General features: G+C 67.3%; 24 protein-coding genes and 1 tRNA gene. 13 read left to right on the forward strand and 12 right to left on the reverse strand.

The features are described 5' to 3' along the window. Positions 1-167: 167 nt before the first annotated feature. Together FOZ70_RS12805 and FOZ70_RS38060 are read left to right on the forward strand one after the other, a co-directional pair. Positions 168-665 (forward strand): hypothetical protein, encoded by a 498-nt coding sequence (locus tag FOZ70_RS12805; protein WP_059814923.1) that lies wholly within the window; start codon positions 168-170, stop codon positions 663-665. 51 nt (positions 666-716) lie between these two features. Further along, a complete protein-coding gene (locus FOZ70_RS38060; RefSeq protein ID WP_258025616.1) occupies positions 717-851 on the forward strand; it encodes a hypothetical protein in 135 nt (44 codons plus the stop codon). Positions 852-918: 67 nt separating this feature from the next. Here the strand turns inward: FOZ70_RS38060 and FOZ70_RS12810 are convergent, their stop codons facing one another. Both FOZ70_RS12810 and FOZ70_RS12815 read right to left on the reverse strand, forming a co-directional pair. Next, positions 919-2,229 carry an MFS transporter gene (locus tag FOZ70_RS12810; RefSeq protein ID WP_219705990.1) on the reverse strand — a complete coding sequence of 437 codons (1,311 nt, stop codon included), beginning with the start codon at positions 2,227-2,229 and terminating at the stop codon, positions 919-921. 208 nt (positions 2,230-2,437) lie between these two features. Continuing rightward, a complete protein-coding gene (locus FOZ70_RS12815) occupies positions 2,438-3,520 on the reverse strand; it encodes a tartrate dehydrogenase (RefSeq protein ID WP_021157358.1) in 1,083 nt (360 codons plus the stop codon). Between the two features lie 108 nt (positions 3,521-3,628). On the opposite strand from FOZ70_RS12815, the gene FOZ70_RS12820 reads away from it, so the two are divergent. The 3 genes from FOZ70_RS12820 (at position 3,629) to FOZ70_RS12830 (ending at position 6,527) form a co-directional block, all read left to right on the forward strand. Beyond that, a complete protein-coding gene (locus FOZ70_RS12820) occupies positions 3,629-4,549 on the forward strand; it encodes a LysR substrate-binding domain-containing protein (RefSeq protein WP_048022435.1) in 921 nt (306 codons plus the stop codon). 197 nt (positions 4,550-4,746) lie between these two features. Next, complete coding sequence (locus FOZ70_RS12825) at positions 4,747-5,259, forward strand: helix-turn-helix transcriptional regulator (RefSeq protein ID WP_219705992.1); 513 nt, start codon at positions 4,747-4,749, stop codon at positions 5,257-5,259. After that, positions 5,256-6,527, forward strand: a complete 1,272-nt coding sequence (locus FOZ70_RS12830; protein WP_021157361.1) for a HipA domain-containing protein — start codon at positions 5,256-5,258, stop codon at positions 6,525-6,527. Before FOZ70_RS12825 ends, FOZ70_RS12830 begins: the two co-directional genes overlap by 4 nt. A gap of 25 nt (positions 6,528-6,552) precedes the next feature. Here FOZ70_RS12830 and FOZ70_RS12835 read toward each other — a convergent pair whose 3' ends face one another. From FOZ70_RS12835 to FOZ70_RS12845, 3 genes are all read right to left on the reverse strand, one after another. Next, complete coding sequence (locus tag FOZ70_RS12835; protein ID WP_219705994.1) at positions 6,553-7,554, reverse strand: LysR family transcriptional regulator; 1,002 nt, start codon at positions 7,552-7,554, stop codon at positions 6,553-6,555. A gap of 99 nt (positions 7,555-7,653) precedes the next feature. Further along, a complete protein-coding gene (locus tag FOZ70_RS12840; protein WP_069254284.1) occupies positions 7,654-8,073 on the reverse strand; it encodes an ATP--cob(I)alamin adenosyltransferase in 420 nt (139 codons plus the stop codon). 131 nt (positions 8,074-8,204) lie between these two features. Further along, positions 8,205-9,005 (reverse strand): helix-turn-helix transcriptional regulator, encoded by an 801-nt coding sequence (locus FOZ70_RS12845; protein ID WP_042973320.1) that lies wholly within the window; start codon positions 9,003-9,005, stop codon positions 8,205-8,207. Between the two features lie 192 nt (positions 9,006-9,197). On the opposite strand from FOZ70_RS12845, the gene FOZ70_RS12850 reads away from it, so the two are divergent. Then, positions 9,198-9,824, forward strand: a complete 627-nt coding sequence (locus FOZ70_RS12850) for a LysE family translocator (RefSeq protein ID WP_021157365.1) — start codon at positions 9,198-9,200, stop codon at positions 9,822-9,824. 13 nt (positions 9,825-9,837) lie between these two features. Continuing rightward, positions 9,838-10,602: a class I SAM-dependent methyltransferase gene (locus FOZ70_RS12855; RefSeq protein ID WP_219705995.1), complete on the forward strand. Its 765-nt coding sequence runs from the start codon at positions 9,838-9,840 to the stop codon at positions 10,600-10,602. A gap of 19 nt (positions 10,603-10,621) precedes the next feature. On the opposite strand, the gene FOZ70_RS12860 is transcribed toward FOZ70_RS12855, so the two are convergent. The 4 genes from FOZ70_RS12860 to FOZ70_RS12875 form a co-directional block, all read right to left on the reverse strand. After that, a complete protein-coding gene (locus FOZ70_RS12860) occupies positions 10,622-11,311 on the reverse strand; it encodes a DUF2848 domain-containing protein (protein WP_219705997.1) in 690 nt (229 codons plus the stop codon). A gap of 71 nt (positions 11,312-11,382) precedes the next feature. Beyond that, the gene (locus FOZ70_RS12865) at positions 11,383-11,769 is read right to left on the reverse strand and encodes a hypothetical protein (RefSeq protein WP_059554557.1); all 387 of its coding nucleotides are present in this window, start codon (positions 11,767-11,769) and stop codon (positions 11,383-11,385) included. Positions 11,770-11,817: 48 nt separating this feature from the next. Continuing rightward, positions 11,818-13,296, reverse strand: coding sequence for a 4-hydroxyphenylacetate 3-hydroxylase N-terminal domain-containing protein (locus FOZ70_RS12870; protein WP_048022441.1), 1,479 nt, complete (start codon positions 13,294-13,296; stop codon positions 11,818-11,820). Positions 13,297-13,332: 36 nt separating this feature from the next. Next, entirely contained in the window at positions 13,333-13,860 is a 528-nt protein-coding gene (locus FOZ70_RS12875; protein WP_021157370.1) for a flavin reductase family protein, read from the reverse strand. A gap of 276 nt (positions 13,861-14,136) precedes the next feature. On the opposite strand from FOZ70_RS12875, the gene FOZ70_RS12880 reads away from it, so the two are divergent. Beyond that, positions 14,137-15,348, forward strand: coding sequence for an IscS subfamily cysteine desulfurase (locus FOZ70_RS12880; RefSeq protein WP_059493664.1), 1,212 nt, complete (start codon positions 14,137-14,139; stop codon positions 15,346-15,348). Between the two features lie 39 nt (positions 15,349-15,387). On the opposite strand, the gene FOZ70_RS12885 is transcribed toward FOZ70_RS12880, so the two are convergent. Continuing rightward, the gene (locus FOZ70_RS12885) at positions 15,388-15,930 is read right to left on the reverse strand and encodes a MarR family winged helix-turn-helix transcriptional regulator (protein WP_059484198.1); all 543 of its coding nucleotides are present in this window, start codon (positions 15,928-15,930) and stop codon (positions 15,388-15,390) included. A 128-nt stretch (positions 15,931-16,058) separates the two neighbouring features. Here FOZ70_RS12885 and FOZ70_RS12890 point away from each other — a divergent pair, with 128 nt between their 5' ends. Then, positions 16,059-16,649, forward strand: coding sequence for a nuclear transport factor 2 family protein (locus FOZ70_RS12890; protein ID WP_219706000.1), 591 nt, complete (start codon positions 16,059-16,061; stop codon positions 16,647-16,649). A gap of 25 nt (positions 16,650-16,674) precedes the next feature. Here FOZ70_RS12890 and FOZ70_RS12895 read toward each other — a convergent pair whose 3' ends face one another. Next, positions 16,675-17,190 (reverse strand): SUKH-3 domain-containing protein, encoded by a 516-nt coding sequence (locus FOZ70_RS12895; RefSeq protein WP_346656401.1) that lies wholly within the window; start codon positions 17,188-17,190, stop codon positions 16,675-16,677. A gap of 76 nt (positions 17,191-17,266) precedes the next feature. Next, complete coding sequence (gene rtcR, locus FOZ70_RS12900) at positions 17,267-18,886, reverse strand: RNA repair transcriptional activator RtcR (protein ID WP_219706001.1); 1,620 nt, start codon at positions 18,884-18,886, stop codon at positions 17,267-17,269. Positions 18,887-19,222: 336 nt separating this feature from the next. Between rtcR and FOZ70_RS12905 the strand changes: the two genes are divergently transcribed. The 4 genes from FOZ70_RS12905 to FOZ70_RS12920 all read left to right on the forward strand — a co-directional run bounded on the left by FOZ70_RS12905 (position 19,223) and on the right by FOZ70_RS12920 (position 22,847). Further along, a tRNA-Cys gene (locus FOZ70_RS12905) sits at positions 19,223-19,295 on the forward strand. A gap of 258 nt (positions 19,296-19,553) precedes the next feature. Next, positions 19,554-20,693: a slipin family protein gene (locus FOZ70_RS12910; protein WP_048022446.1), complete on the forward strand. Its 1,140-nt coding sequence runs from the start codon at positions 19,554-19,556 to the stop codon at positions 20,691-20,693. A gap of 62 nt (positions 20,694-20,755) precedes the next feature. Next, positions 20,756-21,979, forward strand: coding sequence for an RtcB family protein (locus FOZ70_RS12915; protein ID WP_059554548.1), 1,224 nt, complete (start codon positions 20,756-20,758; stop codon positions 21,977-21,979). 55 nt (positions 21,980-22,034) lie between these two features. Then, positions 22,035-22,847, forward strand: coding sequence for a nucleotidyltransferase domain-containing protein (locus tag FOZ70_RS12920; protein ID WP_219706003.1), 813 nt, complete (start codon positions 22,035-22,037; stop codon positions 22,845-22,847). Positions 22,848-23,016 lie beyond the last annotated feature (169 nt).

Genomic DNA, 23,016 nt, shown 5'->3' on the forward strand with positions numbered 1-23,016 from the left:
CGCGGGTCGATCCTCTTCTTCACGCACGCAGCCTGCCGCTCCCTTCCTCTCCCCCGCCTTTCCGCTTCCCCTTCCGCAGTTGCATCACGCCGCGTAGCGCACCAACGGCACTGCGCCGCCGCACCAATCGTGGCAAGCTGCGAGTCGTTCGATTTCTTCGTCGACTCATGACCACCCTGACCGTCATCCACCTGAACGGCCCGATCAACAGCGGCAAGACGACGATCGGTCTCGCGCTCACCCGCATGCTGCCCGATGCGCGCTTCATCGACGGCGACGATCACGACGCGCCCGAAGACGCACCGTTCGACGTGCAGTGGGCGATCGCGCTCGAGCGTCTCGTCACGCAGATCGCGAATGCGCGCGAGCGTCATCTGGTCATCGCCTATCCGATCGGCGACATGGAATTCGGGCGGCTGCGCGCCGCCTGCGAGGCGCGCGATGCGCGGTTGTTCGTCGTGACGCTTGCGCCGCCCGAAGCGATCGCGTCGTCGAATCGCGGCTCGCGCGCGCTGACTGACTGGGAGCGGAGCCGGATCGCCGAGATGTATCGCGAAGGTTATGCGTCGCGGCCATTCAGCCAAATGGTGCTCGATACGTCGGACGCGACGCCCGACGCCTGTGCGGCGCGTATCGCGCGGCACGTCGCTGCGACGGCGTCGTAGAGCGGCACGACGATCACCGTCACGGCGAACGGCACGACCGGGACCTTCACGATGGATTCGAGCTTCGTCGGCGAGCGCTTCTGTTTCAGGGCCGGCGACGTCGACCGGACGGTTGTGTCCGGCACGCCGCCGACGACGCCCGGCACGGTCGTGAAATTCCATGCGCTAACGTTCACGCACAGCTGATCGCGCCTCTCGGTGCACGAAGCCGGGCGGGCTCGCGATACGCGCCGTCCCGGCGCACCGGCCGCGCCTACGAGTGATGCCGCACGCCCGGCACGGCCGCTTCCTTCTCGCCCTTGCGGCTCAGCATCAGCGTGACGACCGCCGACACCGCGAGCGTGCCCGCCACCACGTAGAGCCCCGCGGCATAACCACCCGTCACGTGCTTCAGCCAGCCGATCGCGAACGGCCCGACGAACCCGCCGAGGTTGCCGATCGAGTTGATCATCGCGATGCCGGCCGCCGCGCCGGCCCCCGACAGGAACGCGCTCGGCATCGCCCACAGCGGCGCCTTCGCGGCACTGATCCCGATGTTGACGACGACCAGCGCGAGCACGGTGAGCAGCGCGGTGCCCGCCTGCCCGGCAAACACGAAGCCGATGCACGCGAGCACGCACGGAATCACGACGTGCCAGGTGCGCTCGCCGCTGCGATCCGAATGCCGCGCCCAGGCGATCATCGCGACGACCGCGGCGATGCTCGGGATGCCGGTGAGCAGGCCCGTCTGCAGCGCGGTGAAGCCGAACTGCTTGACCATCAACGGCGCCCACAGGCCGAGCGTGTACAGCCCCGCCGACGTGCCGAAATAGATCAGCGCAAGCGCCAGCACGCGCGGATCGCGCAGCGCCTGCCACGCGCCGGCGGTATGCCCGGCATGCGTGTGGCGCGCATCGGCTTCGGCTTTCAGCTTCGCGACCAGCCAGTCGCGCTCGTCCGCCCGCAGCCATGCGGCCTGCGACGGCGAATCGGTCAGGCACCTGAGCACGACGAAGCCGAGCGCGACCGCCGGCAGCGCTTCGACGATGTACAGCATCTGCCAGTCGGCGAGCCCGAACATCGGCGGCATCTGCATGATCGCGCCCGACAGCGGCGAACCGATCGCGGTCGAGATCGGCGCGGCCGCCATGAACCACGCGGCGGCCACCGCGCGCTGCTTCGCGGGAAACCACAGGCTCAGGTACAGGATGATGCCGGGGAAGAATCCGGCCTCGGCCATGCCGAGCAGGAAGCGCAGCACGTAGAAGCTCGTCGGCCCGGCCGCGAATGCGGACGCGGCCGACACGATCCCCCACGTGACCATCACGCGTGCGATCCAGATGCGCGCGCCGACGCGATGCAGAATCAGGTTGGACGGCACTTCGAACAGGAAGTAGCCGATGAAGAACAGGCCGCCGCCGAACCCGAACGCGGTCGGCGACAGGCCGATCGCCTTGTTCATCGTCATCGCGGCAAAGCCGACGTTGACGCGATCGAGAAAGCTGACGAAATAAAGCAGCATCACGAACGGAATGATGCGCCACATCAGTTTCCGCGCGACGCGGGTTTCCAGATCCGCTTGCATGTGTCTCCTCCTTCGAGGTCGAGCCGTGCTCTGTCCGTGAATGCTTGCCGGCGCCGCCGCGAAGCGGGCGGGCAGGCACCCGGCTCGCGTCGGATGCGCGAGTCGCGGGCAGGAAAACGAGGACGAAGAACGGGCAGCGGCCGCTTACCGGCTGCGCACGCGCGCCGCCGCTACGTCGCGGCCCGCCCGCCCATCGCCGCCCGTGTCGTCAGGCGGCGATCGCCGCGTTCGCGACACGCTCGCAGACAGCCGCCGTCACCTGCGCGGTCGTCGCGCTGCCGCCGAGATCGCGCGTGTGCAGCGACGGGTCGGACGTCACCGCCTCGATCGCCTGCATCACGCGCGCGGCGGCTTCCGCTTCGCCGAGGTGGTCGAGCAGCATCACGACCGACCAGAACGTGCCGACCGGATTCGCGAGCCCCTTGCCCATGATGTCGAACGCGGAGCCGTGGATCGGCTCGAACATCGACGGATAACGACGCTCGGGATCGATGTTGCCGGTCGGTGCGATGCCGAGGCTGCCGGCGAGCGCGGCCGCGAGATCGCTGAGGATGTCGGCGTGCAGGTTGGTCGCGACGATCGTGTCGAGCGACGCCGGCCGGTTGACCATGCGCGCGGTCGCCGCGTCGACAAGCTCCTTGTCCCACGTCACGTCGGGAAACTCCTGCGCGACCTGCTTCGCGATCTCGTCCCACATCACCATCGCATGCCGCTGCGCGTTGCTCTTGGTGATCACGGTCAGCAGCTTGCGCGGGCGCGACTGCGCGAGCCGGAACGCGAAGCGCATGATGCGTTCGACGCCGGCACGCGTGAGGATCGACACGTCGGTCGCGGCCTCGATCGGATGGCCCTGGTGCACGCGGCCGCCGACGCCCGCATATTCGCCCTCGGAGTTCTCGCGGACGATCACCCAGTTCAGGTCGCCGGGCCCGCAGCGCTTCAGCGGCGCGTCGATACCGGGCAGGATGCGCGTCGGGCGCACGTTCGCATACTGGTCGAAGCCCTGGCAGATCTTCAGGCGCAGCCCCCACAGCGTCACGTGGTCGGGCACGTCGGGGTCACCCGCCGAGCCGAACAGGATCGCGTCCTTGCCGCGCAGCGCGTCGAGGCCGTCGGCCGGCATCATCGCGCCGTGCTCGCGGTAATGATCGGCGCCCCAGTCGAAATCCTCGAACTCGAACGCGAAGCGGTCGCTGCCGCGGGCCAGCGCTTCCAGCACCTGCTTGCCGGCCGGCACCACTTCCTTGCCGATCCCGTCGCCGGGAATCGTTGCGATACGGTAGGTCTTCATGCGCACATCCTCGATTGATCGTCAGCGTGGAGGCACTTTACCGAACCAGGAGTGCGGGAACCGGTGCTAGACTCAAAGCATCTTTAACTTGAATTCATGAATCCCGTCATGGCGGATACCGTCCAGCCGGCCGATCTCGGCTTCTTCTCGACGCTCGCCGCGTCCGGCAGCCTCAGCGCGGCCGCGCGCGAACTCGGGCTGACCGCGGCGGCCGTCAGCAAGCGGCTCACGCAGATGGAGCGGCGCGCGGGCGTCACGCTGGTGAACCGCACGACACGGCGGATGATGCTGACGCCGGAAGGCGACGTGTATCTCGACTACGCGCGCCGGATCCTCGACCAGATGGACGAACTCGGCGAGTTGCTCGGCAGCGCGAAGCAGCGCCCGAAGGGGTTGCTGCGCGTGAATGCGACGCTCGGTTTCGGGCGCAGCCACGTCGGCCCGGCGATTTCGCGCTTCGTCGCGCGGTATCCGGAAGTGTCGGTGCAACTGCAGTTGTCGGTGATGCCGCCGCCGCTCACCGACGACACGTTCGACGTGTGCATCCGCTTCGGCGAGCCGCCCGATTCGCGCGTCGTCGCGCGGCGGCTCGCGCCGAACCGCCGGCTGCTGTGCGCGTCGCCCGCCTATCTCGCGCGGCACGGCACCCCGGGCGCGCCGCACGACCTGACGCGGCACAACTGCATCGGCATCCGCCAGGGCGACGAGGGTTACGGCGTCTGGCGCCTGACGAGCGGGCGCGGCACGGCGCGTAATACGGAAGCCGTGCGGATCAACGGCAACCTGACGACGAACGACGGCGAGATCGCCGTGAAGTGGGCACTCGACGGGCACGGAATCCTGATGCGCGCGGAATGGGATCTGCGCGACTACCTCGCCGACGGCCGCCTGGTCGTCGTGCTGCCCGATCACGAAACGCCGGGCGCCGACATTTATGCGGTGTATGCGCAGCGTCACCAGATGTCCGCGCGGATTCGGGCGTTCGTGGATTTTCTGGCGGAGGAGCTGGGGCGGTTGAGGGCGGTGTAGGAATCGGCACGGCACGCCCGGTGTCTCCGCGCACACGGCACGGAAACAAGAATGCCAGTATTTTGGCTATTTATTTGAGAAATAGCCAAAATATTGGCATCCCGCATAGTCGACCAGCCCACGAGACACCGATGAACCGCACCGATTGTGCTAATATTCTGGCATTTCCGTTAGCAAAACGTTGAAATATTAGCCTCATGGCAAAGAAGACCGCCCCGCTCCTGCCGGTATCGAACCAGCTGCTCGCCGAATTCGGCGAGCGGCTGAAACTTGCGCGCCTGCGCCGGAAACTGACGGCCAAGCAGGTCGCGGAACGCGCCGGCATGTCGCCGATGACGCTCCGTTCACTCGAAGCCGGCGGGTCGGGCGTCACCATGGGCGCGTATCTGTCCGTCATGCAGGTCCTGGGGCTCCAGAACGATCTGGAAAATCTCGCTGCCACGGACGAATTCGGACGCCAGCTTCAAGACGCGCGGCTCGTCAAACCGCGGCCCGATCGACGAACCGTGCCGCCGCCGCCTTCTGCCGCAGCATCGGAGCCCAAACGGCGCAATCGTGCAACCGCGTCTTCCACCACGAAAGCGACCGACACAGGCAGCGCCGCCTCCGACACCACCGACCACGGCGATGTTCGCGGCACCACGGCGGCCGACCTTGCCGCATTGCTGAAGCCGGCACGAAAGCGGCATGGGGAGCATCGAGGGAAATGACGACGATCGGTATCTACGCAGATTGGGACGGCTTGGCAGAACCGCAAAAGCTCGGACTCCTGCACAGCCGCAAGACGCGGGCGAGCGAGCGGTTCGAGTTCCAGTATGCGTCTGCCGCGCTGGCGGCACCCGAATTCGCGAACGTGCAGATCGATCCGGCAATCGGTTGCTTCGACGGCCCCCAATACCCGGCCCCACCGCGAGAGACGTTCGGCGCCTTCGCCGACTCCAGCCCCGATCGATGGGGCCGCATGCTGATGGATCGCAGGCTGGAGCGTGACATTCGCGCCGGCCTGCGACCGAAAGGCACTCGCCTGCACGAGTCGGACTACCTGCTTGGCGTGCACGACCTGTACCGTGTCGGCGCATTGCGTTACAAGCTCGACGACACCGGAGAATTCCTCGACGACCGTCACGATCTTGCCGCACCGCCGTTTGCCGAGATCCGTGAACTGGAGCGCGCGAGTCGCGCGCTGGAGGAAGACGTCGACAATACCGCCCCGAATGGCCGCGACTGGCTGTCGATGCTCATCGCCCCCGGCGGCTCGCTCGGCGGCGCAAGACCCAAGGCAAGCGTGGCCGACGATCAAGGCCGCCTTTATATCGCGAAGTTTCCGAGCGCGCGCGACGACTACGACGTCGGCGGTTGGGAGATGGTCGTCAATGCGCTGGCGGTGGGTTGCGGCCTCAACGTCGCGCACGCCGAAGCACGAAAATTCGCCAGCGAGCATCACTGCTTCCTGGTTCGGCGATTCGATCGGACGGCGGAGGGCCGACGCCTGCATTTCGCGTCGGCGATGACCATGACCAACCACGTCGACGGCGACGATGCGTCGACTGGCGTCAGCTATCTAGAACTGGCCGAAGTGCTCATGCGGCACGGCGCGCAGCCGAACGCCGACTTGCGCGAGCTGTGGGCGCGAATCGTCTTCAACTTGCTGGTCTCGAACACCGACGATCATCTTCGCAATCACGGCTTCATTCTGGTACCGGGTGCGGGGTGGCGGCTCTCGGCAGCCTACGACATGAACCCTGTCGCCGTCGCCGACGGGCTCAAACTCAACATTACGGAAGCCGACAACGCTCTCGACCTCGAACTTGCCCGCGAGGTATGCGAATATTTTCGGCTCAAGCTACAGGACGCCGACGAGATCATCGCCGACTTCAGCAGCATCGTCGGCCAATGGAGAACGCTTGCGACACGGCTCGCGCTCCCTGCAAGGGAACAGGAACGCATGGCCGGCGCGTTCCATCTCGCGAGCGCTTGATCGCGCTACATCCATCGCGCCTCCTTCACACCATCGCGGCCTCACTACCCTCGCGATCGTCGACCTCGATCGTTTCCGGCACCGGCCGCCGTAAAACGCCCCCCGCAACGACCAGCCCCTCCCCGTTTCGCGACGCTTCCGAGAACCGCTCGACCATCCAGTCGACGAACGCGCGCACGCCGGGCGACACATGCGGGCGCTTCACGTACACGGCCGACACCGCGATCGCACCCGGCCGCCAGCACGGCAGCACTTCCCGCAACCGCCCCGCGTCGATCAGCGGCTGCGCGGCGACGCGCGGCGGCTGGATCAGCCCGAGGCCATGCACACCGCACGCCAGGTACGCCCGCTCGTCCTCCACACTGACGATCCCGTCGAGCCGCACCTTGCGCACCGCACCATCGACGAGGAACTCGAGTTCGGCCGTACGCTGCCCCGGAACCGGCGACGTGCCGACCGCACGATGCACGGCCAGATCGTCGAGCGTGCGCGGCGCGCCGTGGCGGTCGAGATACGCGGGGCTCGCGCATGTCACGCGCTCGAGCGTGCCGAGCCGGCGCGCAACGAGCGACGAATCGGGCAGTTCACCAAGCTGGACGCTGCAGTCGATCGCGTCGCCGATGCGATCGGCCGGGCGCCCGGATACGCCCAGCGTCAGCGCCAGGTCGGGATGCCGTGCATGGAACTCGCCGAGCGCCGGCAGCACGATCGCGTCCGCGACCGCCGCCGGCAGCTCGACGCGCAGCGGCCCGCTCGGGTGCAGCGCGGCGCCGCGAATGCTGGCCTCGAGCTCGTCGACATCGGCCGTGATGCGCACGCAGCGCCGGTAATACGCGTCGCCTTCGGGCGTCGCCCGCAGCGCGCGCGTCGTACGCACCAGCAACGGCATGCCGAGTGCCGTTTCGAGCTCCTGCACGGTCCGCGTCGCGGTGGCGCGCGAAATGCCGAGCGCCTGCGCCGCGCGCGTAAAGCTGTTCATTTCGACGATGCGCGTGAAGATGCGCATCGCGCGGATCGGATTGTCCACCGGACACCCCTGCATGTTTGCCGCATGCCGCGGCGCACGCTTGCGCGCCCGCCGTGCCTGCGTATCGAGGAACGCCGCGCCGCCGGCGCGGCAGACGGTTCAGCCGTTCGCCGCCGCGGCGCGGCGCGCCGGTTCGTCGAGCAGCCGTTGCGCCAGCGCGAGTGCGTCGTCGCGGGTGGCGGCCGCGTTCAGCGGATAACCCCAGACCTTCTCGAACGCGCCCGAGAACGCATCGAGCGCCACGCGCCGCGCGGCGTCGGGCTCGATCGCGATCATCGCGGGAATCCATTCGCGCGACTGCGCGCGGTTGGCCTTGCTCCACTTCGCGAGCTGCTTGCGCAACTCGTGATCGTCGGCGCCGCGGTCATCGCCGGACGGCGCATCGTCGGTCAGAAGAACGAACGGTTCGCGACGCGCGAGCAACGCGTCGAGCTCGGCGATCAGGCTGGCGGGGTCGGTGTGCGTCGAACCGGTGTAACGCAACCAGACAAACGGGAATTCGGTCGTGGTGATGTGCATGTCGGCCTCCAGATGAGAACGATTCTCATTTTATGGATCGAGGCCCACGGCGTCATTTATCGTCCCGGCCAACCGCTTGCTCGATCCGGCCAATCGCGCCCGGATGGTGCGGATCGCGCGAGTCGCACCGTTCAGCGTTGCCGGTCGGTCAGGAATTGCGTCGGCGACTTGCCGGTCGCCTTGCGGAACATCGTCACGAAGCTGCTCGCGCTCTCGTAGCCGAGATCGATCGCGATCTGGTGCACGCGGCGGCCGGTCGTCAGCATCCGCAGCGACAGCGCGACGTGCAGCCGCCGGCGCCAGTCGCCGAGGCTCATCCCGAGCTCCTTCGCCGCGAGCCGCGTCAGGCTGCGCTCGCTGATGCCCGCGCGCCGCGCGAGTTCGGCCAGCGGCGACTTGTCGGCCGGATCGGCGAGCAGATGGTCGATCAGCTTGCGCAGCCGGCGATCGGCGGGCATCGGCAGGTACAGGTCCTCGACCGGTGCGGCGACGAGTTCGTCGAGCAGCGTCGCCATCAGCCGCCCCTGTGGCCCGTCGACGTCGTACAGGTTCGGAAAGCTCGCCGCCTTCAGCAGCAGTTCGCGCAGCAGCGGTGACACCGACAGCGTGCAGCAGCGCGCGGGGAGATCGAGGGCGGCATCCGGTTCGACCAGCACCGCGTAGAACGTCGCGCCGGCCGAGCCGCGCGCCGCGTGCGGGACGTCGCCCGGAATCCATACCGTGCATTGCGGCGGCGCGCTCCACACGCCGCCGTCGATCTCGCAATAGATGACGCCGCTCAGCGTGTAGAGCAACTGCGCCTGCGGATGGCTGTGCCGCTCGAGCCGCCATTCGGGCTCGACGACCGAGCCGCCGAACACGACGAGCGGACGCGGCACGTGGAAGACTTCGTCATCCGCTGCGGGATCGGTGGTCGGAGGAAGCTGGCGCATGAAACGGTGGACGATGGAGGAAGCCGGACGCCGTGCCCGCGCGTCCTTTCGTGCTTATACCAGAAAGGCGCCGGCGCGGCCCTGCCGCCCGGGCGGGTATCCGTGCGGGGCCCGTGCGGCGTCTGCAGCCGCCTGCCGAAGCGAATACAATGCCCCGATCCCCCGCCGCCGCACCCACCTGCCGGAGCCGTCATGTTCGACCTGACCACGCTGACCACCTTCACGGCCGTCGTCCTGGGCCTGTTCCTGATTCCCGGCCCCGCCGTGCTGCTCGTGCTGAGCCGCACCGTGCAGGGCGGCCGCAAGACCGGCATCCTGACCGGCCTCGGCGTCGCCAGCGGCGACTTCGTGCATACGCTGTTCGCGGCCGTCGGCCTGTCGGCGCTGCTGATGACGTCGGCGCTCGCGTTCAATGTCGTGAAGGTGATCGGCGCCGCGTACCTGATCTATCTCGGCGTGCGCGCGCTGCTGGAGAAGCAGTCCGATCCGTCGCTGCCGAGCGTATCGCCCGTCACGCCGCTCAAGGCGTACCTGCAGGCGATTCCCGCCGAGGTGCTGAATCCGAAGACCGCGCTGTTCTTCCTCGCGTTCATGCCGCAATTCGTGCATCCGGAACGCGGCTCGACGTTCGTGCAGTTCGCGGTGCTCGGGCTGATCTTCGTCGTGCTCAGCTCGCTCTACACGACATTGATCGCCTGCTCGATCCGTCCGCTCGGCCGCATCGTGAAGCGGCTCACGTGGCTCACGCGCTGGCAGGGGAAGATCATCGGCTCGATCTTCATCGCGCTCGGGCTGCGCGTGGCCGTGCAGCAGCGCTGACACGCGCGGCCGCATGACGTCCGCCGCCCCGCCCGCCGGCGAAGCGCTCTACACCGACCCGCGCCTCGTCGCGGTCTACGACCTGTTCAACGCGGGCGATCGGGATTTCGCGTTCTACGCGTCCGTGATCGGCACCGCACGCCGACGCATCCTCGACCTCGGCTGCGGCACCGGCACGTTCGCGCGCCGGCTCGCGGCAACCGGGCACGACGTCACGGCGATCGATCCCGCGCCGGCGATGATCGAATACGCCCGACGCCAGCCGGGCGCCGACGCGGTCCACTGGCTTGCGTGCGGGCTCGACGGCCTGCCGCCCGACGCGCCGCCGTTCGATGCGGTCGTGATGACCGGCCATGCGTTCCAGTGCCTGCTGACCGACGCGGAAATCGATATGACGCTGCGCGGCGCGCGGCGCGTGCTCGCCGACGGCGGCCGCTTCCTGTTCGAGACCCGCAATCCGCGCATCGCGCCGTGGCGTGCATGGACGCCGGCACATTCGGCACGCAGCGTCGAATCGCGCGAATCGGGCATCGTCGACCTTCATCATGCGGTGCGCTCCGTGGACGGCGCGATCGTCACGCTCGACACGCACTACCGCTTCCGCCGCGACGACACGGTGCTGACGAACACGAGCCGCCTGCGCTTCATCACACAACCCGACCTGCGGGAGCGCGTGATCGCGGCCGGATTCCCGTCGGCCGACTGGTACGGCGACTGGCAGCACGCGCCGTTCGACGCTGCGGCCAGCGCGGAGATCATCGCGATCTGCCGCGCGTGAGTGCGCGTTCCCGACCGCGTCAGCCCGCCACCGGCAGCGTGTCCACCGCATACGCATGCCGCAGCGTGCGGCCCAGCACCGGATCGTCCAGCTCGACTTCGAACCGCTCGGCCGGCCGGATGCCGCCGATCGCCGCGAGCGTGCCGCACAGCATCGCGGTGCCGTCGACGAAGCGGCCGCCGTGGCGCGCGAACTGTGCGAGCAGGTCGTCCGGTGCGCGCATCGCGCTCACCTTGCCTTCCTGGTACAGCACGCGCTCGCCGTCGATCGTCGCGTAGGCGCGCAGCACGAGCTGATCCCAGTGCCCGGCCACGTCGTCGAGCTTCCACAGCGTGTTCGCGCACGGCTTGCCGCACATCTGCTTCGACACCGTGATCCCGTACGTCTCGACCTCGCGGTCGGTGTGATCGGACGCGATGCCGACGAACGTCTCGCCGCCGTCGCGCACCAGCACGAATTCCGCTTCGCCGCTGCTCTGCCCGCCCGATACCTGGATTGCCGGCGACGGATCGAGGCGGTCGGCCGCGACGCGATAGAACACGGGCGTCGTCGCCGGGCGCTTGACGCCCAGTTCCTCCAGCTCGCGGATGTGCTTCTCCACGGCGGCCGTGTCGCGGCCGGTCCAGCCCGCGATCACGAGCGTGTCGATCGCGATCGCGCGCTCGGTGCGGCCGTCGCGACCGTCGATCGCGAACGTGATGGTTTTCATCGAATGCTCCTCGTAGCGGGCAGCGCACGCGCGATGCGGCGCCGCCCGCGTTGTGCCGTGAATGGCCGGGCTCAGGCCGGGTCGTAGTAGTGGATCTCCAGCAGCACGCAGCCGCCGTTCGACTTGAACGGGCCGTGCCATGCGCCGGGCGGGCGCACCGCATACGTGTAGCCCTTGAACGGCGTGCCGCCGTTGCCGTGTTCGTCGTTGCCGACGGTCAGGTCGCCTTCGACGAGAAACACCTCTTCCCAGTAGTCGTGCACGAACGGTTTCTTCGTATGCAGGCCGGCCGGCAGGCGCAGCAGGCGCGTGCGGCTGCCGCGTTTGCGCTCGGTGTCGAGCGCGCCGGACAGGATCAGTTCCTGCGCGCCGGATGCCGGGTCATAGCCTTCCGGCAGTTGCCAGTCGCGCTGCATGTCCAGCGCATGGAATTCGTCGTGAAGCTTGTTGATGGCCATCTGTCTCTCCTGTGGCGATAGCGGATGAGTCGAACGCGATGCGGCGCGTCAGGCGGCGTGCGGCGTCGACAGTTCCTGGTTCAGCGAATAGCTGCCGAGCATCGAATCGACGAGATGCGACGCGCGCTGCCAGTCGTACGTGCGATACGCATGCCCCTTCGTGACGAACGACGCGCCGGCGTAGAACAGTTCGTACTGGTTGTGGCGCGACGCGAATTCGGAGCCGACCGCATCCCACGCGAGCTTGAAGAACTTCACGCGCTCCTCGGACGAACACACCGGCGACTTCTGCGTCTTCTCGATGATGCGCAGCAGGTCGGGGTTCTCGAAATCGCGCACGCTGGACGGCAGCATGATCATTCCGCCGCCGGCGAGCTCGCGCAGCGTGTTGAGCACCTTCGAATAGAGCTGCTGGGTGACGACCTGCGAGCCGTACAGCATGTTGCGGTCGGGCACGTAGAAGCCGTTGACGACGGTACCCTTCGCTTCCATCCCGTAGACCCACGCCTCGACCATCGACGCTTCGGCCGCGAGCTGGCCCAGCGTTTCGCGCACCTGCGGGAATGCATTCGTGCCGTTGACCTCGGAGATCTTCAGGCCGAGCCCGACGAGGAAGCGCAGCTTCGTCATCAGGCGCACCTGGCATTGGTAGTTCTGGTACACGTGCGCGGGCGTCGCGTGGAACTGCTTCGCGCACATCGCCGTGTTGCCGGCAACGAAGATCCGTTCCCACGGCACCTTCACGTCGTCGAAATACAGCACCGCGTCGTTCTCGTCGAAGCGGCTCGACAGCGGGTTGTCGAACACCGACGTCGCGTTCTCCTCGTACGACTTGCGCGACAGGATCTTCATGCCCTTCGCGTTCATCGGCACCGCGAACGACAGCGCATACATCTCGTCGCCTTCGCGCAGCGGCTGGATGCAACTGCAGAACACCTCGTTCGCCATGATTCCGCTCGTCGCGAGCATCTTCGCGCCGCGCACCGTGATGCCTTCGGCATCCTGATCGACGATGCCGACCGCGAGGTACTTGTCCTCCTGCTCGTGCGCGGCCTTCGACTGGTTCGCCTGCGGATTCACGATCACGTAGGTCAGGAACAGGTCGTTGTCGCGTGCGTAGCGGTAGTAGTCGCGCAGCGCGCCCGCCCGCGCCGGATCGTATTGCTCGAACACGTCGGCGCCCATCACCATGCCGGCAAGACAGGACGCGACGTGATCCGGCGAGCGGCCCATGAAGCCGTAATGCAGCTCCGACCACGCTTCCAGCGCGGCACGGCGTTCGACGAGTTCGTCGTAGGAGGTCGGCAGCTGCCAGATCCGGCTCACGCGGTTTCCCGAGTCGGGCGACACGAACGTCATCTTCTCGACGTTCTCGTCGCGAGCCTGGTAGTCGTACAGGCTCGCGTAGCTGCGGATCGAATTGCGGAATGCCGCATGCGCGGTCACGTCGCCGACCGGCTGGCCGTTCAGGTAGACCTGCCGCCCGTCGCGCAGCGACGCGATGTGCTGGGTCCCGTTCTTGATCATGATGTCCTCCTGGGTGGAATGAAACGTGGATTGCATTCAGGCAGACGGCGCGTGCATGCCGTCGAGCGTGCGATAGCGGCCGCCGAAGAAGATCAGCGGGCGCCCTTCCGAGCGCGCGCGGTACCGCGTCACGCGGCCGACGAAGATCACGTGATCGCCGCCGTCGTACTGCGCATAGGGCTCGCATTCGAACGTCGCGAGCGCATCGGGCAGCAGCACCGCGCCGTCGTCATCGGCCGCGCCGGCACGCCAGCCCCACTTGTCGCCGTTCGCTTTCGCGAAGCAGTTCGACAGATGCTGTTGCGTCTCGTCGAGCACGTTGACCGCATAGCCGCCCGCACCGGCCAGGTCGCCGAGGCTCAGGCTGCGACGGTCGACCGAAAACAGGATCAGCGGCGGGTCCAGCGACACCGAATTGAACGACGCGACCGTGATACCGATCGGCGCCCCCTCCTTGCGCGGGGCGGTAATCACCGCGACGCCCGTCGCGAACATCGACAGCGCGGTGCGAAAGCGCCGCTGCGCGTCGGCACCCGCACCGGTTCCGGCATGGTTCTCGCTCATCTCGTCCTCCTTGGGTGGCATCGCCGGATTCCGCAGCGGAATCCGGCCCAACAAAGCACCGTTATTTAGCTTTGTTATTTAGCTTTTATTAAATGTAAACACAAAGGCGGGTTCAAGTTGTCGTAAACCCTGACCTAGAAAGCTTTGTTTGAAAGACAACCCTACTGACGGGATGGGTGTTGCGCGGCGCCCGCGAATGTCCACGTACACTGCGGCTACCCTGTTCCGCGGTGCTTTCGCGCACTGCGGGAGACACCGTTTTCCGGAGCCGCATCGATGCAATCCCGCCCGATCTACATGGACTACAGCGCGACGACGCCCGTCGATCCGCGCGTGGTCGACAAAATGGTGCCATTCCTGCACGAGCAGTTCGGCAACCCGGCTTCACGCAGCCACAGCTACGGCTGGGATGCCGAGCAGGCGGTCGAGGAAGCGCGCGCGCACGTCGCCGCGCTGCTCGGCGCCGATCCGCGCGAAATCGTGTGGACCTCCGGCGCGACCGAGGGCAACAACCTCGCGATCAAGGGCGCCGCGCACTTCTACCAGGGCAAGGGCAGGCATCTCGTCACGGTGAAGACCGAGCACAAGGCCGTGCTCGATACGTGCCGCGAACTCGAACGCCAGGGCTTCGACGTCACGTACCTCGACGTGCGCGAAGACGGCCTGCTCGACCTCGACACGGTGCGGCAGGCGCTGCGCGCCGACACGATCCTGGTGTCGGTGATGCTCGCGAACAATGAAACGGGCGTGATCCAGCCGGTGGCCGAGATCGGCGCGCTGTGCCGCGCGCGCGGCATCGTGTTCCACTGCGACGCCGTGCAGGCGGCCGGCAAGATCCCGGTCGACGTGAATGCGTTGAACGTCGACCTGCTGACGGTGACCGCGCACAAGGTCTACGGCCCGAAGGGGATCGGCGCGCTGTACGTGCGCCGCAAGCCGCGCGTGCGGATCGAAGCGCAGATGCACGGCGGCGGCCATGAGCGCGGGATGCGCTCGGGCACGCTGCCCACGCACCAGATCGTCGGGATGGGCGAGGCGTTCCGGCTCGCGAAGGAAGAGATGGCGGAGGAAAGCCGCCGCGTCGGCGCATTGCGCGACCGGTTGCTGGCCGGCCTGTCGACGCTCGACGAGGTTTACGTGAACGGCGATCTGGCCCGCCGGATTCCGCACAACCTGAACGTCAGCTTCAATTTCGTCGAAGGCGAATCGCTGATCATGGGGATCAAGGGTGTCGCGGTATCGTCAGGCTCGGCGTGCACGTCGGCATCGCTGGAGCCGTCGTACGTGCTGCGCGCGCTGGGCCGCAGCGACGAGCTCGCGCACAGCTCGATCCGCTTCACGCTCGGCCGCTTCACGACCGAGGCCGAAGTGGACAGCGTGATTGCGCAGGTGCGCGACACGGTCGGCAAGCTGCGCGCGCTGAGCCCGCTGTGGGACATGCATCTCGAAGGGGTCGACCTGAATACGATCGAGTGGGCCGCGCACTGAATGCGGTCGAGCGTCAGGCGGGCTGGCGGCGCGTGCGCGTCAGCCTTTTTCCTGGCGCGCGATCAGGTGCGCGAGATCGAGCGTCGCGCGGTCGCCGTTGGTGACGAGGCGGTCGATCACCGAGCAGAGCGCCTTGAATTCGGTCTTCGTCACGCCCTCGAACAACACGTTGTTGATGCGCTGCTGCGTATCCGTGAGCGCCTTCAGCAGCTTCGAGCCGGCCGGCGTGACCGTGAGACGCATCTTGCGCTTGTCGTCGGGGTCCGGGCGTTTGTCGATCAGGCCGAGTTTCTTCAGCTTGCCCGTCTCGATCGTGACGAATGCGCCGCTCAGGTGCAGGTGATCGGCGAGGCGGTTGACGGTCACGACGTCGTCGTGCGAAAGATGCGAAACCGATACGAGCAGCGAATACTGGATGCCGGTGAGGCCGACCAGCGAGCCGAAGCCGTCGCGTACCGACAGCAGGCGGGCCGCAAACGGCAGCAGCCCGTTGATCAGGTGGCGAAATTCCGTGTCCGTGCCGTCGATCAGGCAGGCCGGGTTGGTGATGGTCAGAACGGACTCCTCTTGCTGCTTGGCCATGACTTCGACGCTCCGTACGGTCATGCGAATTTAGCTTTGAAACGAAATTATACGGCAAAGGCACATGCGCCCCTGGCCAGGTCCGGCCGCTGCGCGTGACCCCATTTCCCGCTACAGGAGGCTCGTCCATGCCCTTCCCGCTTCATCCCGCATCGCTTCGCGCGCTACTCGAATGCTATCTGCGCGCAAAGGACCTGAACCGGCCCGCGCTGATCGCCGACTGCTTCGCGGCCGATGCCGAGCTGAGCTTTTCGCTCGCGAACGACGACATCGATTTTCCGCCGCGCGTGACGGGCGCGGCCGCGATCGCACGCACCCTGGTCGAGGAATTCGGCGAGCGGTTCGAGCGGTGCCGGACCTATTACGTATGCACGGAACCCGAAGTCGACCCGCATGGCGTCAGCCGGATGTCGTGGCTCGTCGTGATGCGGCAGAAGGACAACGGCGCGTTGCGGATCGGGCACGGCACGTACCGCTGGCAGTTCACACCCGACAGCGAAAGCGGTGCGCGGATCGCCGCGCTGCACATTCATGTCGCGCGCATGGATACGATCGACGATCCGAAGTCGACGAAACTCGACGCGCTGCATGCGGCGTTCGGGTATCCGTGGCTGCCGGCGCACGCGTTCGCGCGCGGGCTGGCGGATGTCGCGGCCGCGCAGCCGGAATGGGCATTCCTGGCGCCGTTTCACGAGGCGGCGGCAGAGGCGGCCGGTTGAAACACGGCTGAAGCGCGTCGCCGCTTCACGTGCGGGCAACGAGCTGACGGACCGTCATCACGCGCGGATCGTCGCTCGTCAGAACCTCGCCGTAATGGGCGATCGTCGCCCGGTGGTCAAGCAACAGCGGAATCGAGACGCGCCCGAGCAGCGTCCGCTCGACCGCTTCGCCGAACGTGAATCCGCACAGATGCACACCGTCGACCACGCAATTGGTCGAGAACACCCGGCCCTGCGCATCGACATAAAACTCGGCGTACCCGAGATCGTCTTCGGCGAAGCCGATCATCGTCGTCCCGAGCGCCTGTTCCCACGCGTCGATCTGGTGATCCTTGCGCGCCAGCGCATGAAAGGCGAGCCCCATTCGCGCGCAGGTCTGCCCGCTGGCGGAAGCGCCCACGATCAGCCCGCCGAATTCGCGCAGGATGGCATCCCCCGGATGCTCGCCATCGCCGGACGACACCCGGCAACCGGAATCGCCACGCCACCCCGAATCGGCAAACAGCGCCTTGACCGACGAAGGAATCGCGATCACCACCACCCTCCCAAGTTTGCGTGCACGATACCGCACGCGCTATCCACCATGCGCGACACAAAAAATGCATCGCGCGTGCCCGTCACCTCGACGCATCGAGCGTGCCCTTCACCCCCTCCCAATCCAGCCCGAACCGCGCGAGATACTTGCGCAGCCTGTCCGCGTCGTTCGGCTGCTTCTTGCTCTGCCGCGACACCGCGAACAGCGTGCGCCCCGCTTCCGACAGGCTTGCCGACACGCGGCACACGTCGAGCACGCGTTCGAGCTGCGCACGGTCGAACAGGTCGAGTTCCGCCGCGCGCGTGCCGAACACCGCTTCGACACACGCGTCGGACGATCCCGCGCCGCCCGGCTGCGACCACGTGCGCGTCAGCCGTTCGACTTCCTGTTCGGCCAGCGCTTCGGTAATCCGTCCCGCATCGGCCAGCGTCGCCATCCGCGTGACCGACGCGGACAGCTCGCGGAAGTTGCCGGCCCACGCCGCACGCGGCGACGCGGCGAACGCGAGATAGCGCCGCTTCGCCTCGACGTTGAAACGCACCTGCTCGCCCTGCTCGCGGCCGAACCGGTCGAGTTCGAATTCGAGGTTCGGCTCGATGTCCTCGCGGCGCTCGGCCAGCCCCGGCAGTTCGTACGTCCACAGGTTGATCCGCGCATAGAGATCCTCGCGGAAGGTGCCGGCCGCCACCATCTGCCGCAGGTCGCGGTGCGTGCCCGCGATCAGTTCGAAATCGCTGGTCGCCTCGACGTCCGCGCCGACCGGCAGGAAACGCTTCTCCTCGATCGCCTTCAGCAGCATCGCCTGTTCGTCGAGCCCGAGTTCGCCGATCTCGTCGAGAAACAGCAGCCCGCCGTCCGCTGCGCGCAGCAGCCCGGCCCGCGCCGACTGCGCGCCCGTGAACGCGCCCTTCACGTGGCCGAACAACGTCGACATCGCCGCGTCGCCGCGCAGCGTCGCGCAGTTGATCTCGATGAACGGCCCCGCGAGCCGATGGCGGCCGCGCTTCAGCTCGTACACGCGCTTCGCGAGAAACGACTTGCCGGCGCCCGTCGGCCCGACCAGCAGCATCGGCGCGCGCGAACGCACGGCCACGCGCTCCAGTTGCTCGATCAGCGCATTGAAGCGCGCGTTGCGCGTCGCGATGCCGGCCTTCAGGAACGACACCGTCTCGTCGCGCTCGCGCGTGAAGCGCTGCGCGATCCGGTTGTAGCGCGACAGGTCGAGATCGATCACCGACATCGTGCCGGGCCCGCTCAACCCCTCGTCGGTCTTCTGCGGCGGTGCCGTCTGGGCGAGACGCGCCGGCAGGTAGCGCGCCTCCGCCAGCAGGAACCAGCAGATCTGCGCGACGTGGGTGCCGGTGGTGATGTGGATCAGGTAGTCCTCGCGGTCGAGATCGAACGGGTAGGCGCGCGCGAAATCGTGCAGCGTCGCGTAGACCTCCTCGAAATCCCACGGATCGCGAATCTCCATCGGGACGAGCCGCACGTCGGTGTGCGGCGACACGCGCTCGAGGTCCTGCTTCACGCGGTTCGCGAGACGCGCGTAGTTCGGCGCGTGCAGCAGTTCGAGCCGGTCGACCGGCATGTCGCGCTGCTCGCACAGCGAAATCGTCGGCCGCCAGTTGCGCCAGCGGCGCTGCGAGCCGCCGCCCTGGTCGAGCACGGTACCGAGAAAACCGATCGCGACGGTCTTGCGCATGTTTATCCCACAAGATAAGAAGCGATCCGATTGTATCGAATTTTCCGGAACGAGCTATGGCCGAATTTCCATTCGTCGCTGGTCATGACAAATAACTTCCCCTTTTATTTCAAGTGCTTGCGATTTATTTCGCACATAGCCCCGCCCGCTGGCACGCTCCTCGCTAAATAGAGAGCGCCGGATGTCCCGCTGGCCCGCGAGCCAGGGTTCACAAAGCCCTGCTGGTGCGCCGCCGCCGAACCTGTTTCGTCGCGGTCGCGCATGCCGCCATGGGCAGACGAAGGCAAACGGGCGCGTACTGGAACTTCGCCCGGGTTCGAATCCCGGGGCGCCCTCCGTTCGGTAGCTCATTCGGGTAGAGCAGCCGGCGCAAGCCGGTGTGTAGCGGGTTCGAATCCCGCTCGAACGCTGTCCGCAAGGACAGCCTTGTAATGAAAGCAGTACCCGCCGGTGCGGGCCGCAAGGCCCGCCGCGCGTCGGACCGGTTGCGGTTCCGCGCGATCGGCCGGACGGCCGCACGGCCCGCGCAAAGGCGCACGACGACGCGAAGCAGGATGCGTCGCCGCGCACTTCGGCGCCGGGCCTGCGCGCCGCCCGCCCGGTTGCGTCGCCCCGCGATCCGCACGATGCGCGTCACCCGGCGGTCATCGAAGAAAAGGACAAGAATATGTGGATGCGACATGTAGTGAAAAAGAACGAACGCGCGCTGCTGATGAACGAGGGCGATTTCGTGAAGGTGCTCGAACCGGGCGTGTTCAAGGCCTTCGATCCGTTCAAGCGCCTGTCGGTGCAGACCGCGCGTCTCGACGCGCCGCTCGCCGACGCGGCACTGGCCGATTACCTGCGTCACGACGCACCGGACGTGCTCGCCCGGCACTTCGTCGCGATGGATCTCGCCGACGACGAAGCCGGCCTGCGCTACGAAGACGACGTGCTCGTCGAGATCCTGGCGCCGGGCACGCGCCGGCTGTACTGGCGCGGCCTGACCGCGCACCGTCTCGAGCGCGTCGATCTCGCGCAGGACAGCGTGCTGCCGGCCGCGCTCGTGAAGCGCATCGCGCAACCGGCACTGCGGGCGCGCGGCGTGGCGGGCCTGGCGGGCGTACTGCTGGCGCAGGTGCCGGCGTACCACGTCGGCGTGCTGAAGATCGACGGCAAGATCGAGCGGCTGCTGGACGCGGGTGTCTCGGCGTTCTGGCGCTTCAACCGCGACATCGCGGTCGAACTCGTCGACCTGCGCGTGCAGGCGCTCGAAGTCGGCGGACAGGAAATCCTGACGCGCGACAAGGTCGCGCTGCGGTTGAACCTGTCGGCGACGTGGTGTTATGCGGACGTGCTGCATGCGTTCGGCCAGCTGCAAAAGCCGGTCGAGCACCTGTATCGCGAGCTGCAGTTCGCCCTGCGTTCGGCCGTCGGCACGCGCTCGCTCGACGAACTGCTGGAAGACAAGCAGTCGATCGACGACGTCGTGATCACGCAGGTGCGTGCACGCCTCGGCAACTCGGGCGTGGACGTGCGCAGCGTCGGCGTGAAGGATATCGTGCTGCCGGGCGACATGAAGACGATCCTCGCGCAGGTGGTCGAGGCGGAAAAGTCCGCGCAGGCGAACGTGATTCGCCGCCGCGAGGAAACGGCGGCCACGCGTTCGCTGCTGAACACCGCGAAGGTGATGGAAGAAAACCCGACCGCGCTGCGGCTCAAGGAGCTGGAAACGCTCGAGCGCGTCGCGGAACGGATCGACCGCATCTCGGTGTTCGGCGGTCTCGACCAGGTGCTGAACGGACTCGTCAGCATCAAGGGCGCCTGACGGGCGCAACGGCGCGGCGCAAGTGTGCCGCGCCGCATGAATGAAGGAATCAGGTGAAGCAAATGAGTGCAATGGATTACCAGGTGATGGAATTGGCGAACGGCAAGCCGGTGAAGATGTGGACGCAAGGCGTCGCCGTCGAGGACGAAGCGCGCGCGCAGCTGCGCAACACCGCGCAGATGCCGTTCATCTTCAGCCACGTCGCGGTGATGCCGGACGTCCACCTCGGCAAGGGCTCGACGATCGGCAGCGTGATCCCGACGAAGGGCGCGATCATTCCGGCCGCGGTCGGTGTCGACATCGGCTGCGGGATGATGGCCGCGCGCACGACGCTGACGGCGTCCGACCTGCCGGATTCGCTCGCGGGCCTGCGCGGTGCGATCGAACGCGCGGTGCCGCACGGCCGCGCGCCGGGCCGCCGCGATCCGGGCGCATGGGGCGACCGCACGCCGGCCGCCGTGACCGAATCGTGGAAGTCGCTGCAACCGGGCTTCCAGCGGATCGTCGACAAGTATCCGAAGCTGGAAAAGACGAACCACTACGCGCATCTCGGTACGCTCGGCACCGGCAACCACTTCATCGAAGTGTGCGTCGACGAAGCGGACCACGTGTGGTTCATGCTGCACAGCGGCTCGCGCGGCGTCGGCAATGCGATCGGCAGCCTGTTCATCGAACTCGCGCAGGCCGACATGCGGCAGCACATCGCGAACCTGCCGGATCGCAACCTCGCGTATTTCACCGAGGGCAGCCGCCACTTCGACGACTACGTCGAGGCGGTCGGCTGGGCGCAGGACTACGCGCGGCGCAACCGGCAGGCGATGATGGATGCGGTGATCGGCGCGGCGCGCGGCGTGATCGCGAAGCCGTTCTCGGTCGACGAACACGCGGTGAACTGCCACCACAACTACGTGCAGCGCGAACGCCATTTCGGCGAAGACGTGCTCGTGACGCGCAAGGGTGCGGTGTCCGCGCAGAAGGGGCAGCTCGGGATCATTCCGGGCTCGATGGGTGCGAAGAGCTTCATCGTGCGCGGGCTCGGCAACCCGGAAAGCTTCTGCTCGTGCAGCCACGGCGCGGGCCGGACGATGAGCCGCACCGAAGCGAAGCGCCGCTTCACGGTCGACGACCAGGTGAAGGCGACCCAGGGCGTCGAATGCCGGAAGGATTCGGGCGTCGTCGACGAAATCCCGATGGCCTACAAGGACATCGACGCGGTGATGGCGGCCCAGCGCAGCCTCGTCGAAGTGGTGCACACGCTGCGCCAGGTGGTGTGCGTGAAAGGATAGCGCGGTGCGCGGTCGATGGCCGGCGGCCGCGCGCAACGAGAGAGAAACGACAATCATGAAAACGGAACAACTGACTGCCGTGCGCAGTGCGCACCCGGTCGACCCGGCCGTGCGGGCGCGCGTGATGGCGGAGCTCGCGGAAGTCGAGCGCCGCCACGACGTGACCGTGCTGTTCGCGTGCGAATCGGGCAGCCGCGGGTGGGGGTTCGCCTCGCCGGACAGCGACTACGACGTGCGCTTCGTGTATGCGCACCGGCGCGACTGGTACCTGAGCGTCGAAGCGCAACGCGACGTGATCGAGCGGCCGCTCGACGACGAGCTCGACGTCAGCGGCTGGGAACTGCGCAAGGCGCTGCAACTGCTGCGCCGCTCGAACCCGACGCTGCTCGAATGGCTCGACTCGCCCGTCGTGTATCGCGAAGACGCGCGCTGGGCGCCGCGGCTCAGGTCGCTGGCGTCGGCGTTCTTCTCGCCGGTGCGCGGGCGTCATCACTACCTCGCGATGGCGAAGAAGAACTTTCGCGGCTATCTGCAGGGCGACACGGTGCGCTACAAGAAATACCTGTACGTGCTGCGGCCGCTGCTCGCGGTGCGCTGGATCGACGCGGGGCTCGGGATGCCGCCGATGCGTTTCGCGGCGCTCGTCGACGGCACCGTGCACGAGCCGTCGGTGCGCGCGGAGCTCGACGCGCTGCTCGCGCTGAAGATGAGCGCGAACGAAAGCGAATACGGGCCGCGCCGGCCGGCGATCCACGCGCTGGTCGAGACGATGCTCGCTGATGCCGAACTCGATCGCGAATACAAGCGGCCGTGGGGCGACGTGGCGATGCTCGACGCGTTCCTGCGCGACGTGGTCGACGCCCGATGAAATGCGAACGGCGCGGTGCCTGCGGGCATCGCGCCGTTTGCGCATCCGTTCCGTACACGTGCGACCACACCGCCCAGCAACGCACGTGCCCGCACACAAAGCGTCGCGGCCGCGATCGGCGCGCTTTGCGGCGGTATACTCGACACCGTTCGGCAAAGCGCGCCGCTGC

It is taken from the genome of Burkholderia sp. COPS, assembly GCF_019425585.1.
GTDB lineage: Bacteria > Pseudomonadota > Gammaproteobacteria > Burkholderiales > Burkholderiaceae > Burkholderia > Burkholderia cepacia.